This is a genomic window from Thermomicrobium sp., from assembly GCF_053493975.1.
The window spans coordinates 21,613-36,181 of sequence record NZ_JBRBZA010000015.1; the positions used below are offsets into that span (position 1 = coordinate 21,613).

At 62.2% G+C, this 14,569-nt stretch carries 16 protein-coding genes; 15 read left to right on the top strand and 1 reads right to left on the bottom strand.

All coding sequences use genetic code 11. The features are described from left to right. The first annotated feature begins 13 nt into the window (after nt 1–13). From atpA to ACWIVK_RS03255, 15 genes are all read left to right on the top strand, one after another. Nucleotides 14–1,546 (top strand): F0F1 ATP synthase subunit alpha, encoded by a 1,533-nt coding sequence (gene atpA / locus ACWIVK_RS03185; RefSeq protein WP_448575107.1) that lies wholly within the window; start codon nt 14–16, stop codon nt 1,544–1,546. A gap of 22 nt (nt 1,547–1,568) precedes the next feature. Next, nucleotides 1,569–2,459 carry a F0F1 ATP synthase subunit gamma gene (locus ACWIVK_RS03190; RefSeq protein WP_448575109.1) on the top strand — a complete coding sequence of 297 codons (891 nt, stop codon included), beginning with the start codon at nt 1,569–1,571 and terminating at the stop codon, nt 2,457–2,459. A 31-nt stretch (nt 2,460–2,490) separates the two neighbouring features. Further along, nucleotides 2,491–3,903 carry a F0F1 ATP synthase subunit beta gene (atpD, locus tag ACWIVK_RS03195; protein WP_448575110.1) on the top strand — a complete coding sequence of 471 codons (1,413 nt, stop codon included), beginning with the start codon at nt 2,491–2,493 and terminating at the stop codon, nt 3,901–3,903. A gap of 13 nt (nt 3,904–3,916) precedes the next feature. Beyond that, entirely contained in the window at nt 3,917–4,372 is a 456-nt protein-coding gene (locus tag ACWIVK_RS03200; protein ID WP_448575111.1) for a F0F1 ATP synthase subunit epsilon, read from the top strand. 11 nt (nt 4,373–4,383) lie between these two features. Next, complete coding sequence (murA, locus tag ACWIVK_RS03205) at nt 4,384–5,658, top strand: UDP-N-acetylglucosamine 1-carboxyvinyltransferase (protein WP_448575112.1); 1,275 nt, start codon at nt 4,384–4,386, stop codon at nt 5,656–5,658. 31 nt (nt 5,659–5,689) lie between these two features. Beyond that, nucleotides 5,690–6,298, top strand: coding sequence for a TlpA disulfide reductase family protein (locus ACWIVK_RS03210; RefSeq protein WP_448575113.1), 609 nt, complete (start codon nt 5,690–5,692; stop codon nt 6,296–6,298). A gap of 12 nt (nt 6,299–6,310) precedes the next feature. Beyond that, complete coding sequence (locus ACWIVK_RS03215; protein WP_448575114.1) at nt 6,311–6,790, top strand: copper resistance protein CopD; 480 nt, start codon at nt 6,311–6,313, stop codon at nt 6,788–6,790. Nucleotides 6,791–6,822: 32 nt separating this feature from the next. Further along, nucleotides 6,823–7,269 (top strand): cytochrome c maturation protein CcmE, encoded by a 447-nt coding sequence (locus tag ACWIVK_RS03220; protein WP_448575115.1) that lies wholly within the window; start codon nt 6,823–6,825, stop codon nt 7,267–7,269. A gap of 16 nt (nt 7,270–7,285) precedes the next feature. Beyond that, entirely contained in the window at nt 7,286–9,271 is a 1,986-nt protein-coding gene (locus ACWIVK_RS03225) for a heme lyase CcmF/NrfE family subunit (protein ID WP_448575116.1), read from the top strand. 64 nt (nt 9,272–9,335) lie between these two features. Continuing rightward, nucleotides 9,336–9,800: a cytochrome c-type biogenesis protein gene (locus ACWIVK_RS03230; RefSeq protein WP_448575117.1), complete on the top strand. Its 465-nt coding sequence runs from the start codon at nt 9,336–9,338 to the stop codon at nt 9,798–9,800. Beyond that, the gene (locus ACWIVK_RS03235) at nt 9,800–10,180 is read left to right on the top strand and encodes a hypothetical protein (RefSeq protein WP_448575118.1); all 381 of its coding nucleotides are present in this window, start codon (nt 9,800–9,802) and stop codon (nt 10,178–10,180) included. Before ACWIVK_RS03230 ends, ACWIVK_RS03235 begins: the two co-directional genes overlap by 1 nt. A gap of 23 nt (nt 10,181–10,203) precedes the next feature. Continuing rightward, complete coding sequence (gene ccmA / locus ACWIVK_RS03240; protein ID WP_448575119.1) at nt 10,204–10,923, top strand: heme ABC exporter ATP-binding protein CcmA; 720 nt, start codon at nt 10,204–10,206, stop codon at nt 10,921–10,923. Then, complete coding sequence (locus ACWIVK_RS03245; protein WP_448575120.1) at nt 10,920–11,588, top strand: heme exporter protein CcmB; 669 nt, start codon at nt 10,920–10,922, stop codon at nt 11,586–11,588. The genes ccmA and ACWIVK_RS03245 overlap by 4 nt, the downstream gene beginning before the upstream one ends. A gap of 27 nt (nt 11,589–11,615) precedes the next feature. Further along, nucleotides 11,616–12,335, top strand: coding sequence for a heme ABC transporter permease CcmC (gene ccmC / locus ACWIVK_RS03250; RefSeq protein WP_448575121.1), 720 nt, complete (start codon nt 11,616–11,618; stop codon nt 12,333–12,335). 24 nt (nt 12,336–12,359) lie between these two features. Beyond that, nucleotides 12,360–12,551: a CcmD family protein gene (locus ACWIVK_RS03255; RefSeq protein ID WP_448575122.1), complete on the top strand. Its 192-nt coding sequence runs from the start codon at nt 12,360–12,362 to the stop codon at nt 12,549–12,551. A gap of 152 nt (nt 12,552–12,703) precedes the next feature. On the opposite strand, the gene ACWIVK_RS03260 is transcribed toward ACWIVK_RS03255, so the two are convergent. After that, nucleotides 12,704–14,353, bottom strand: coding sequence for a xanthine dehydrogenase family protein molybdopterin-binding subunit (locus ACWIVK_RS03260; RefSeq protein WP_448575123.1), 1,650 nt, complete (start codon nt 14,351–14,353; stop codon nt 12,704–12,706). Nucleotides 14,354–14,569: the final 216 nt, after the last annotated feature.

Consider the following 14,569-nt stretch of genomic DNA (forward strand, 5'->3'; position numbering starts at 1 on the left):
TGAGGGAGGCAACATGTCAGTGCGTCCGACCGAAATCACGGAGATCCTCAAGCAACAGATCGAGCAATACGGTAGTCGGATGGTCGTGACCAATGTCGGCTACGTGGTCCAAGTAGGCGACGGGATCGCGACTGTCCATGGTCTGCGTGATGTGATGGCCAGCGAGCTCGTCGAGTTCGAGAACGGTGTACTCGGCATCGCCTTCAACCTCCAAGAGGACTCGGTCGGTGTCATCATTCTCGGCGACTACACGGGGATCGAGGAAGGTGACGAGGTGCGAGCGACCGGCCGCATCGCGTCGGTCCCAGTGGGGCCAGCACTGGTCGGCCGGGTGGTCAATGCGCTCGGTGAACCGATCGACGGGAAGGGGCCGATCGACACCGATAAGTTTCGCCCGATCGAGCGGATCGCTCCCGGCGTGGTGATGCGTCAGGACGTGGACACGGCACTGCAGACCGGCATCAAGGCCATCGACTCGATGATCCCGATCGGGCGGGGGCAGCGCGAGCTGATCATCGGTGACCGGCAGACAGGGAAGACGGCGATCGCCATCGATACGATCATCAATCAAAAGGGGAAAGGTGTCATTTGTATCTACGTGGCGATCGGTCAGAAGCGTGCACAAGTCGCGCAGACGGTGGCGACGCTGGAGCGGTACGGCGCGATGGAGCATACGATCGTCGTGGCCGCGACCGCATCCGATCCAGCAGCACTGCAGTACATCGCCCCGTACGCCGGTTGTGCGATGGGCGAAGAGATCATGGAAAGCGGTGGCCATGCCCTGATCGTCTACGACGACCTCTCCAAGCATGCCTGGGCGTATCGGCAAGTTTCCCTGCTGATGCGGCGGCCACCGGGCCGAGAAGCGTACCCCGGCGATATCTTCTACCTCCATTCGCGCCTGCTGGAGCGCGCGGCCCGACTTCGGGACGATCTCGGGGGTGGAACACTGACCGCTCTGCCGATCGTCGAGACGCAGGCCAACGATGTCTCGGCTTACATTCCGACGAACGTCATCTCCATCACGGATGGTCAGATCTATCTCGAGCCGGATCTCTTCTATGCCGGTATCCGGCCGGCGATCAACGTGGGTCTCTCTGTTTCGCGCGTCGGTGGTGCAGCACAGATCCGCGCGATGCGACAGGTGGCCGGGCGCTTGCGTCTGGAATTGGCACAGTTCCGAGAATTGGCAGCGTTCGCGCAATTCGCGGCCGAACTGGATCCAGCGACGAAGCGCCAGATCGATCGCGGTTTGCGTCTGACCGAGGTGCTGAAGCAGCCGCAGTACCAACCGATGCCGGTCGAGGAGCAGGTGGCGATCATCTGGGTCGCGACGAACGGCTACCTGGATGACATCCTGGTCGAGCATGTGCGCGAGTTCGAGAAGCAGTATCTCGACTACCTGCGGACGAGTCATCCGCAGATTCTGCAACGGATCGCCAGTGAGCGGGAGCTGAAGGACGATCTCATCCAGCAGCTGCACGAGGTTACGCGTGCCTTCAAGCAGAGCATTTGGGCGCCACCGCAGGAGCGGGTGATCATCTGACCACCTGGAGGGGGCGAAGGCCGTGCCACAAGCAGTCACACCGCGCGAGATCAGGCGCCGGATCCGGAGTATCAAGAATACGGCACAGATCACCCGAGCGATGGAGATGGTCGCTGCCTCCAAGATGCGGCGAGCGCAGCAAGCAGTGCTGGCTGCGCGACCCTATGCGGATCGGATCCGCGCGATGCTCGGTGATCTGGCCGCCATGACGAGCCCGACCGAGGAAGTGCGTGCTTTCCCATTGCTCCAGCGAAGGCCGATCAAGCGGATCCAACTCATCCTGGTGACTTCCGATCGTGGTCTGGCTGGCTCGCTCAATACCAACGTGATTCGCCGCGCTGTCGACTTCATGACTCGGGAGCGGAGCGAGCCGATCGAGAACTTCGATATCGTCGCTGTCGGACGAAAGGGTCGCGATTTCCTCGTGCGATACGGCTGGCCGATGATCGCGGAGTTCACGCGCATCACCGATCGACCCTCGGTAGAGGCGATCAGGCCGATCGTCGAACTCGCGACGCAAGACTTCATCAGCGGCCGTGTCGACGCGGTGTTCGTCGTCTACACCCATTTCATCAACACGCTGCGTCAGGAGCCACGAGTCTTCCAGTTGCTGCCGATCGAGCCACCGCACGAGTCGGGCGCGATCAGCGACTACATCTTCGAGCCCGATCCCGCAACGGTGCTGGAGGCGCTGCTCCCACGTTTCCTGGAGATGCAGCTCTATCGCATCTTGCTGGAGGCCTCCGCATCGGAGCACAGTGCGCGGATGGTGGCGATGCGCAACGCGACGCAGAATGCTTTGGATCTCGTGGCAGAGTTGACCCTGACGTACAACAAGGCACGGCAAGCGCAGATCACGCGTGAGGTCAGTGAAATCGCTGCCGGTGCCAATGCACTGGGTGCACTGCAATGATCGCCGTGAGTCGACGAGTGAGGTGACGAAGATGGCTACGCAGGTGGCGACTGGTCGGATCGTGCAGATTCAAGGTGTCGTGGTCGACGTCGAGTTCCCGCCTGGGCAACTGCCCGATATCTACAACGCGCTGATCGTCGAGCGGCCCGAAGGTGGTCGGTTGGTGCTGGAAGTGCAACAGCACCTCGGTAACGACTGGGTGCGCGCCGTCGCGATGTCGACCACTGATGGCCTGAAGCGTGGCATGCCGGTGATCGATACGGGTGAACCGATCAAGGTACCAGTCGGTCCAGCGACGTTGGGCCGGATTTTCAACGTGGTCGGTGAACCGATCGACGAGCAGGGGCCCGTGCCGGCGGATGCTCCGCGCTGGCCGATCCATCGCCCGGCACCCTCTTTCGAGGAGCAATCGACGCAAGTCGAAGTCTTCGAGACTGGCCTCAAGGTCATCGATCTGGTGGCTCCCTTCACTAAGGGAGGGAAGGTCGGCGTCTTCGGTGGTGCCGGTGTCGGTAAGACCGTCATCATCATGGAACTGATCCGGAACATCGCTGCTGAGCACGGGGGATACTCAGTTTTCTGCGGCGTCGGGGAGCGCACGCGAGAGGGAACGCAGCTCTGGCGCGAGATGCGCGAGTCAGGCGTGATCGACAAGACGGTGCTGGTGTTCGGTCAGATGAACGAGCCGCCGGGGGCACGGCTGAGGGTCGGGTTGACCGGCCTGACGATGGCCGAGTACTTCCGCGACGAAGGTCGTGACGTGCTCCTGTTCATCGATAACATCTTCCGGTTCGTGCAGGCTGGCTCGGAAGTGTCGGTGCTGCTCGGCCGAATGCCCAGTGCGGTGGGATACCAGCCGACGCTCGGGACCGACATGGGACAGCTGCAGGAGCGGATCACCTCCACCAAGCGTGGTTCGATCACCTCGGTGCAGGCGATCTACGTGCCGGCCGATGATTACACTGACCCGGCCCCAGCGACGACCTTCGCGCACCTGGACGCGACGATCGCGCTGGAGCGGTCGATCGCCGAGCAAGGTCTGTACCCGGCGGTCGATCCCCTGGCGTCTACCTCGCGTATCCTCGATCCGAACATCGTGGGAGTCGAACACTACACGGTCGCGCGCGAAGTTCAGCGGGTCCTCCAACGGTATCGTGATCTTCAGGACATCATCGCGATTCTCGGTGTCGAGGAACTGAGCGAAGAGGACAAGCTGATCGTCGCGCGTGCGCGGAAGATCCAGCGCTTCCTCTCCCAGCCGATGTTCGTGGCAGAGGCGTTCACTGGCCGACCCGGCCGGTACGTCCCGCGGCATGAGACGGTCCGCGGCTTCAAGGAGATTCTCGAGGGGAAGCACGATCACCTGCCAGAGCAGGCCTTCTACATGGTAGGGACGATCGATGAGGCGGTAGAGAAGGCCGAACAGATGGCACGCGAAGCGTGACCGGGGGCGAACGATGGCCGGGAAACTCCGGGTGGAAGTGGTAACCGCCGAACGGGTCGTCTACCAGGTCGAGGACGCCGACATGGTGATCGCTCCCGGAGCCGAGGGGACACTCGGAATCTTGCCGCGTCATGCCCCGCTCGTCTCGTTACTGAGTATGGGGGAAATGCGCGTCAAGCGCGGGCGCGAAGAGGACAGCCTGACGATTTTCGGCGGTTTCCTGGAGGTCGCCAATAACGTCGTGCGTGTCCTGGCTGACGTCGCGGAGCGAGCCGAAGAGATCGACCTCGCACGGGCGGAGGAGGCGAGACAGCGGGCATTGGCGCGTTTGCGCGAGCGCCGGGCGGACATCGATCGCCGACGGGCTGAAATGGCACTGCGGCGCTCGACCATTCGATTGGCTGTTGCCCGCAAGCGGCGAGCGCGAGCGGGAGCTGGTGGGCCACCGCTGCCCGAGGCGCAACTCTGAAGGAGGTGGCCGTGGCCATCGCGACAGCCACTGAGCGAATCCGGACGATCGGCGGTCGCGTCCTGCGAGGACGCGTCGCGATCGGCGGCGCAAAAAATGCGGCTTTGCCGGCGATGGCTGCGGCGCTCCTGACCGAGGAGGAATGTGTCCTCGAGAACGTGCCGCTCCTCGAGGATGTCGTGGTCATGACGGAGCTGTTGCGGGCGCTCGGTGCCGAGGTCGATCTCGACACCGAGCGTCACCGCGTCCGCATTCGTGCCGCCGATATCACGTCGTTCGAGCCGCCCCCTGAACTCGTCGTGCGCATGAGAGCGTCCTTTCTCGTGACCGGTCCATTGCTGGCTCGCTTCGGAAGGGCGCGCTCGATTCCTCCCGGTGGCTGTCAGCTCGGTAGTCGTCCGGTCGACGTCGATCTCCGCGGATTCCGCAAGTTCGGGGCACAGGTCGAAGTAACGGCAAGCGGCTTCGAGCTCCGGAGTGGGCGGCTTCGTGGCTGCGAGATCTATATGGATTATCCGAGCCATACCGGCACGGAAAATCTTTTGATGGCAGCCTGTCTGGCGCAGGGGACGACGACGATCCTGAATGCTGCGGCCGAGCCGGAAATCGTCAATCTCGGCCAAATCCTTCAGGACATGGGAGCGCGCATCAGCGGACTCGGAACTTCGCGCATCGTCGTCCAGGGAGTCGATCGCTTGCGTGGGTATCGTGCCTCTGTGTTGCCTGATCGCCTCGAGGCGGGGACCCTGGCCATCGCTGCCGCGATCACCCACGGCGAGGTGATCCTGGATCATGTACGAGAAGCGGACATGGCACCGCTGACGCACAAGTTGCGGGAAGCGGGGGCAGAAGTCTGGTGGAGCGAATCCTCGATGCTGGTGCGCGCTCCAGGACCGCTCTACGCGACGGAAATTCAGGCGTTGCCCTTCCCAGGGTTCCCGACCGATCTCCAGGCCGCGTTCGCCGTCCTCATGACGCAGGCACAGGGGCGGAGCCGTATCTTCGAGCGCGTGTTCAACGATCGTCTCCGTTACACGACTGAGTTGCAGCGGATGGGAGCGCGGATCGAACTGATGGATCGCCAGCAGGCGATCATCGAAGGACCGGTCAAGCTGCAGGGTACAGCAGTGCGTGCTCTCGATATCCGGAGCGGAGCCTGTCTCGTCTTGGCAGGTCTCGTCGCCGAAGGGGAAACGCTCGTCCTCGAAGCCCAGCATTTGCGACGTGGCTACGAGGACTTGGTGGGCAAGCTGGCCGCACTGGGTGCGGACATCCACTACGCGTGAGTCGATGCGCGCCGAGGGAGCTCGATACCTCATGACGACGAGACAGGGGTTGTGGCGTGCACGGTTGCCGGTCCTGATCGTCGGGATTTTTGTGCTCGCCTTCGTCACGCTGGTTGCCGTCGCATTCGAACGGCAACGTGGGACGAGCGAACTCGGCGCAGGTGGCCGCATCAACACGGTCGGGACCTTCATCCGCTTCACGAATCGGACAGCGCCCGACTTCACCCTGCCCGATCTCCGCAGCGGGAAAGACATCGCACTCGCTGACCTGCGTGGTCAGGTGGTCATCGTCAACTTCTGGGGATCCTGGTGCCCACCATGCCGAGAAGAGGCGCCCGTGCTGGTTGCCTTCGCTCGAGAGTATGCAGACGACGGCGTGACCGTGCTCGGGATCGACGTCTGGGAAAGGGATTGGAACGACGGACGAGCCTTTCTCGAGGAGTTGCGTATTGACTTCCCGAACGTTTACGATGCCCGCGGTCGTGTCACCATCGACTACGGTGTTTCCGGTGTCCCGGAGACGTTCTTCATCGGCCCAGAGGGTCAGTTGCTCGGGAAATACACTGGTCCACTCAAGTCGGCCGATCAACTACTGATGATCCTTGCGGAACTCGGTATCGCCCTCAGCCCAATGCGCTGAAGGATGAACCGAATGGAGCAGATCGATATCGCGGTCTTCGTGCGGATCTTGCTGCGGCTCGTGCATGCTCTGGCCAGTGCCATCTGGCTCGGGAGCGGAGCGTATCTCGTCTTCGCACTGACTCCGTTGCGACGCGTCGTACCTAGTGCCCCGGACACGTTGCGAGCCGCGCAACTGCGCTTTCGCCGATGGTGGGTCGTGTCCAGTGCGCTGTTGCTCGGATCCGGTGTCGCGCTCATGTTCGACCGGCTGGCCGATGGTCGGGGTACCGCGCTGTACGTGATCCTCTTGCTGGTCAAGATTATGGCTGGGGTCATCGCGCTCGCCGCGACCGGCGGGCTTCTGCCCCGCGGCGGTTCCTGGGAGCGAGGGAGTGCGACGCGGGCGTGGCTGAGCGGTCGAACGGTGCTTCTGCTCGGGACACTCGCCTATCTGCTCGGTGTACTCTTATCAGTGATCTATCCGCCGGACCCGACCGCGGGCTGGCGGTAACGGACGGTACCGAGGCGAGCGGGGGCTGATCGATGAGTACGGCTGTCGCGACCCAAAGTGGGGTGAGTCGGATTCGCATGGACGTTCGTCTGCTCGTGCTCGCACTCCTCATGGCCGGTGCGGTCGGGTATCTCATGTACACCGGCTTACAAGGCACGGCGGCTTCCTACTTCGTCACGGTGAGCGAATTGCAAGCGCGAGCGAGCGAGGTCGAAGGACGGCGCGTGCGGGTCGGCGGCGATGTCGTTGCGGGGAGCATCGTGCGCGGTGGTCCTGGTGAGCCGATCCATTTTCGTATCGGCGATGGGACTAGCGAGCTCGAGGTCGTGTACAGTGGTGTGCTTCCTGACATCTTCGCCGAGGGTCGCCATGTCATCGTCGAGGGGTTGTATCGGAACGGGCAACCCGTGCAGGCAGACAGTGTCCTGACGCAGTGCCCGTCTCGTTTCGAGGCAGCTCCGACTGCCTCTTCGAGTTGAGGACGGGGGCTTTCTCGTGGCACAGCTGGGTTCGGGAGCACTGATTCTCGCTCTCCTCTTGGCGGTGTATGGCATCGGGGCGAGTTTTCTCGGAGTGCGACGGCGCGTGCCGGAGCTCCTGGCGAGCGCTTACCGAGCGACCTACGGCGTTGCCTTCCTGATTCTCGTCGCACTCATCGCTTTGGTGATCTCGTTCGTGCGGCATGATTTTCGTCTCGCTTATGTGGCAGCACGCTCCAGCCGCGACATGCCGATCCAGTACGTCATCGCAGCGTTCTATGGGGGACAAGAGGGTAGTCTCCTCTATTGGGCGGCAGTCGCGAGTAGCTTGGGGGCGCTCGCGCTCTATCTGCACCGCCATTCCGATCGTGCACTGCTTCCGTACGTGACGATGACCCTTCTGGCGATCGTTACCTTTTTCCTTCTCGTCTTGACGATCGTTGCTAGCCCCTTCCGGCTGCTCCCCGTCACTCCACCCGATGGGGCGGGACTCAACCCGCTGCTCCGCGATCCAGGAATGATGGCGCACCCGCCGTTCCTGCTCGCAGGGTATGCGAGCTTCACCGTGCCCTTCGCGTTCGCCATGGCGGCATTGTTGACTGGACGGCTCGGCAGCGACTGGCTGCGGGCCATTCGGCGCTGGACGCTCCTCGCTTGGGCGCTCCTCGGTATGGGGCTCCTGATTGGTGCGTGGTGGGCCTACCACGTGCTCGGTTGGGGAGGCTACTGGGGTTGGGATCCGGTCGAGAATCTGGCGCTGTTGCCGTGGTTGACCGCAACGGCGTTCTTGCACTCCGTGATCGTGCAAGAACGGCGGGGAATGCTCAAAGTGTGGAATCTCGCCCTGTTGCTCGCTACCTTCGCGCTGTCTGTCTTCGGCACGTTCATCGTGCGCAGTGGGATGTTGTCCTCCGTCCATGCTTTTGCCGTCTCGACGATCGGTCACTGGTTCTTGGCGTATTTGGTCCTCGTTCTCATCGTCGGGATCGGATTGCTGCTCTATCGGCTACCAGGGTTGCAAAGCGAGCGGCACATCGAATCGGTAACGTCGCGCGAGGGCGGCTTCCTCCTGAACAATTTGCTGCTGACTGCGATGGCCTTCGCGGTGTTCTGGGGAACGACTTTCCCATTGTTCAGCGAACTCTTTTGGGGAACCCGCATCACTGTCGGGCCGCCCTTTTATAACCGCGTCGTCGGGCCGCTGCTTCTCGTTTTGCTCGCCCTGATGGGCCTAGGACCGCTCTTGGCCTGGCGGCGCACCGAAATTCCTTTGTTGCTCCGCAATCTGCGCTGGCCGCTCGTCGCAGCGGGAGTCGTCGCCGGGCTCGGTGTCGTCCTGCTCGACCGCTGGTGGGCGGTGGTCGCCTACGCCGTCACAGTGTTCGCCTTTGCCGCCACGCTCCAGGAGTACTGGCGCGGTATTCGTGCACGCCGCCGCAATGTCCGTGAGGCTCTTCCCGTCGCTGTGTGGGAGCTGCTGCGACGGAACAACCGTCGCTACGGCGGGTATCTCGTTCATCTGGCGATGCTCCTCATGGCGGTGGGAATCATTGCCTCCAACGCGTTCCAGCTTGAGCGTCAATTCGTTCTGCGTCCCGGTGAGCAGGGCTCCGTCGGGCCTTACACGATCGTGTACCGTGGCTTGGATGATCGCCGGACACGAGACGCGGAGGTCGTCGCTGCCAAAGTCGATGTCTATCGTGGTGAGCGGTACGCTGCGACGGTCGAAAGTTATCGGTTCTTTTATCGCAACTACGAGGATCAACCGACTGCCCGCATGGGAATCGCGCTCGTTGGCCACGATGACGTGTACGTGGTACTCGACCGCTGGCAGGACGACGGAACGGCGAGCATCCGGGTTTACGTGAATCCGCTGGTGATCTGGATCTGGATCGGTGGCGCAGTTTTCGTCCTAGGAACGCTCACGCTGTTCTGGCCGCAGCCGGTTCCCGCGCCGGCTCGACTGCCGCGCACTGTTCCCGGTATGGCACGCGAGGCGTAGTATGACCGAGCGAGGGTGGCGAGCGCGAGGTCGCTGGTGGCGAGTGACCCGGTCGAGTGCACGGGTGAGTCAGCTCGTTCCGGGGCTCGTCATCCTGGCACTGGTGGGCTTCTTCGCTACCGGGCCAGTCCGGGCGGAAGAAGCGCTCTCGCCTGAGGCCCTGCAGATCGCCAATCAGCTCAATTGTCCCGTCTGTCAAGGACAGAGCGTTCGCGACTCCAACTCCGAACTTGCGCGTCAGATGCGTCAACTCATCCAGCAAAAGCTCGATGCCGGCGAATCGCGCGAGGAAATTCTCCAGTATTTCGTCGATCGCTACGGTGTGAGCGTCCTCCGCGAACCGCCCCGTAAGGGCTACTTCTGGGCTCTCTGGTTGGGGCCGGTCGTTGGGCTCGTGGGAGGTACACTGTTGCTCGTGCTGTACCTCCGACAGCGAGACGCAGCGGTGGGTGGTCTCGGGGAACCGGTTGCACCTGAAGAACTTCGACGCGTCGAACAGTTCCTCGAACCGGAAGGGAGAGTCCGCTGATGCTGCTCGACGCGATCCTCTTGCTCCTCCTAGCGATCGTCGTTGTCGCTTTCGTCCTGCATCCTTTGTGGATTGCCAGTCGCGGAGCAAAGGCACCCGCTTGGTCAGCTAAACTCCTCGACCTTTTCGCCGAACGAGACGCGATTTTGGCGATGCTTCGTGATCTTCAGCTCGACTACGAGACCGGAAAAGTAAGTGAGAGCGATTATCGCGCCATGCGGCAATCGCTGCTGGCACACGCGGCTCGGCTCTTGCGAGCGATCGAACGGGCCGAATCGTCGGAAGAGGAGGATATCGATCGCGAGATCGAGCAGCTGCGCGAACTGGCACGGCAACTCGATACTGGCTCGACGCGGAGAACGGTCGGCGCATCGCCATGACAAAGCCGGGGGATCGGGACGATGTGACTCGACTGAGGAATGCCACTCTTCTCGTTGTCCGCGCCCTCACGAAGCGTTATAGCTGGAGAACGGTTCTGAACAGCATCGACTTGACAGTCCACGCAGGGGAGTGCGTAGCGATCCTCGGTCCGAACGGTGCCGGGAAGACGACGTTGCTCCGTCTACTCGTCGGTCTCGTGCGCCCCACATCTGGATCGATCGAGTGGTTCGGTCGACCAGCCGGAGACTTCGGTCCGGCCGTGCGCTCACAGCTGGGCGTGGTCATGCATCGCATCATGCTCGATCCGGATCTGACGGTAGCCGAAAATCTGCGCTACTATGCTCGCCTCTACGGAGTAGCTGATGCCGCTGAACGGATTCAGGCGTTGGGGGAGGAACTGGGGCTGACCGACCGACTCGGTGATCGAGTGCGGTCCTTGTCGCGCGGCTTGCAGCAGCGTGTGGCACTGGCTCGAGCACTCCTCCATCGACCACGAGTGCTCCTCTTGGATGAACCGGATACGGGTTTGGATACAGCCGCGCGCATCCGTCTGGTCGAACTTTTGGAGCGGTTTTGCTCCGATGGAGGCACAGTGCTGATGACGACGCATGCATCGGAACTGGCCATTCAACTCGCCCAGCGAGCCATCTATCTCGAGCGCGGGCGAATCGTCTGGTCGGCCTGCGGGCGAGACGAGGTCGGCTTCTACCTGCGGACCCAGCCGAGGCTCATGACCGTATGAGTGCCTGGAGCCAGTTCATCGCGATCGTGAAGCGTGACCTGCTCCTCGAGTGGCGAGCACGCGAACTCGTCATCGGGATGCTCGTGATGGCACTCTTGACTTTGCTGATTTTCAATTTCGCTTTCGATCTGAGTGGCGCCCAGCGTGCTGCGAGCGGCTCGGGGGCCTTGTGGGTCGCGATCGTCTTCACGACGCTCCTCGGGTTGGGACGCGCTGTTGCCTTGGAGCGACAGGAAGGTGCCTGGGAGGGGCTGCTCTTGAGCCCAGTCGAGCGACCGGTCATTTTCATCGCGAAGCTCGTCAGTATGCTGTTCTTCGTCTCGGCCGTCGAGTTGGTCGCGCTCGTGGTTTTGGCTGTCCTCTTCGCACTACCGGTTTTGCGGCCTGGGGTGCTCGTGGTGGTTGGACTGGGCACGCTTGGGCTTTGCACGCTCGGGACGCTGTTCGCTGCGATGACCGCCAATGTCCGCTCCCGCGATGTGCTTCTTCCAGCCCTGTTATTCCCGCTGGCCGTGCCGGTCGTCATCGGTGCGGTGCGGGCAACCACGCTCGAGTTGAACGGCTTTACGGCGGACGCCGCGCCGTGGAAGAGGCTGCTCGGAGGCTTTGCCGTGTTGTTCTTTGCGCTCGGTGCACTGACCTTCGGTAGCGTGACCGAAGAGTGAACGGATCGGCTCGAAAGGAGGGTGAGCATGGCGACGGTCACGAATTCAGTCAGGCGACCAGCGACCGCTGCGTGGTTGTCGGTCCTCGCGGCGCTTTCGGTGTTGTCGGTTGCCCTATCGGTCGTGCTGATCTTCCTGTATGCGCCGCGTGACGTCGACCAGGGTGAGGTGCAACGCTTGTTCTACCTCCATCTGCCAGCTGCCTGGTTGGCTTATATCTCGTTCTTCATCATCTTCGTCAGCAGCATCCTGTACCTCGTACGGAGGCAAGCCCGTTGGGATCGACTGGCTCGCTCGGCGGCTGAAATCGGTTTCATTTTTACGACGCTGGTGCTGTTGACCGGTTCGATCTGGGGGCGCCCCATTTGGGGAACATGGTGGACATGGGATGCGCGACTCACGACGACCTTGATCCTCTGGTTCATTTACCTCGGTTACTTCCTGTTGCGGGCGTATGTTGCTGATCCAGAGCGTGGAGCACGGTATGCCGCTGTTCTGGGGATCGTCGGCTTCGTGGATATTCCGATCATTCACATGTCGGTCCGCTGGTGGCGCACGCTGCATCCTGAACCGATCGTCGTGAGGAGCGAGGGACCGGCCATGCCGCCGGAGATGCTGGTGACGATGATCGTCACATTGGTCGCCTTCTGCATCTTCTACGTGTTCTTGCTCGCAGTGAAATACCGGATCGAAACGACTCGTGATGAAGTGATGGAGCTCCGCGGGGCGCTCGAACAGCACGGCTGAGCGAGAAAGGGAGGAAGCGGAACGATGGAGAACGTGTGGTACTTGTTCGCGGGTTTCTTCGTGACCTGGTTGATTCTCGGCATCTACCTGTTCTCGTTGCGGCGCCAAATCGAAGTGCTCCGCAACGAGTTGGCCAGTCTGCGCGGGGAGGCGCGCGCGTCGGAACGGCAGCGGTCCGCTGAGTCAGCTGCTGCCAGCGAGCCGAACGTTTCGTAAGTTTTCGGCTCGGCATGGTGCGTCGCCTCTTTTTGAACTGACACACCTCGTGTGAGCACGCGGAGTGACCCGTGCGATCTTTGGGGAGTCGCTCGGGTCACGTGCCGGTATTGTCGGCTGCTCCTCCCACGCAGCTGAATCATGATGACTCGTCATCGGGCAGCTGCTCGCTGCTCAGTGCGTTGGATGCCCCGCCAGACCATTTCCGGTCTCAAGGGCATGTCGAGGTGATGCATACCCAATGGCCGCAGGCCTTCCAGCACGGCATTGACGATGGCTGGTGGGGCAGCTGTGGTGCCTGCTTCACCGATCCCCTTGACGCCGAGCGGGTTGATCGGACTCGGTGTTTCCAGATGTGCCGTCTCGATGGAGGGCACCTGTGCGGCACGTGGAACCACGTATTCGAGGAAGTTTTGGGTCAAGAGCTGTCCGTTCTCCGAGTAGACGATCCCCTCGTACAACGCCTGTCCGATCCCCTGCGCGACGCTCCCGTGAATTTGTCCCTCAGCTAGGAGCGGATTCAACAGACGTCCACTGTCATCGACAGCAAGATAGCGAAGAATCGTGACGAGCCCGGTCTCTGGATCGACTTCTACCATCGCGAGGTGCACGCCAAAAGGGACGTTGCGACGACCAGGATCGAAGAAGCGTGTCGCCTCCAGCCCCGGTGCGATTCCGCCCGGGGGACCCTCCATGACGTACGCCAGGCGGGCGATCTGTTGCCAGGATATTGTGCGATCGGGGCTGCCTCGCACCGAGAAGCGGGCGTCGCGGTACTCGAGGTCCTCCGGAGCGACTTCGAGGAGGTGCGCAGCGATGTGAAGAGCCTTCTCCAAAACGTCCCCAGCGGCCAAGTACGCGGCTGAGCCGCCTAGTGCTGTGCTGCGGCTACCGAAGGTACCGATCCCCTGCTGAATGGCAGCCGTGTCGCCCGTGACCACACGGATACGCTCGAACGGGAGCTGGAGAACCTCGCCGACGACTTGAGCGAGCATTGTGGTATGCCCTTGCCCACTCGGGGCGATGCCGCAAAGAACCGTCACGGTGCCATCGGGGTGCGCGCGGACCGTGGCTGACTCCCAACCCGGACCCGAAAGTTCACAGAAAGCAGCGATGCCGATTCCGATCAGTCGGCCAGCGGATCGCAGGCGCGCTCGTTCTCTTCGAGCAGCAGCGTAGTCGAACCGGCGCAGCGCTTCTGCCAAAACAGCTGGGTAGTTGCCACTGTCGTACGGCACGCCGGTCGGCGAACGGTACGGGAAGTCCTCTGGGTGGAGGAGATTGCGTTGTCGGATAACCACCGGATCGAGCCCGAGGCGACTTGCTGCCGCGTCCATCAGCCGTTCCAGCAAGTACGATGCTTCTGGCCGACCAGCCCCGCGGTACGCTGCTTGTGGCGTCGTATTGGTGACGACACAGCGGAGGGAGAGCCGCAGATTGGGAACCCGATAGGGGCCTGCGATAGCCAGACCAGTCAAAACCGCGGTCGGACGAGTTGGAGAGGCGTTCCATGCACCGAGATTACTGAGGAGGTGAACATCGAGAGCGAGCAGAGTCCCATCGTGTCGAAAGGCTGCCCGCACGAATTGCTGTTGATCGCGGCCGTGATTCGTGGCGTGGACACTCTCGGTCCGCGACTCGGTCCACTTGATCGGCCGCTGGAATCGCCACGCCAGCGCGGCGACCAGGACGTACTCGGGGTAGAGCCCACCTTTGGCACCGAATGCACCGCCGACATCGGGTGTCACGACGCGGATCGAATGTTCGGGGATACCGAGTACGCTGGCGATACCAGCACGCAAGGTGTGGGGCGTTTGCGTCGAGGCCCAAACGGTCAGCTGGCGATGAGCAGGATCGACAGTCTGTCGCCGCTCGGGGTTCCAAGAATGCAGCGTAGACGCGCTGGTTCACGAGCTGGAGCTCGATGATCGCGTCCGCGCTGCGACAGGCAGCGTCAACATCGCCGACCGTGAGATCCCAACGGAATGCCTCGTTATCCGGCCAATCGGGATGAAGTC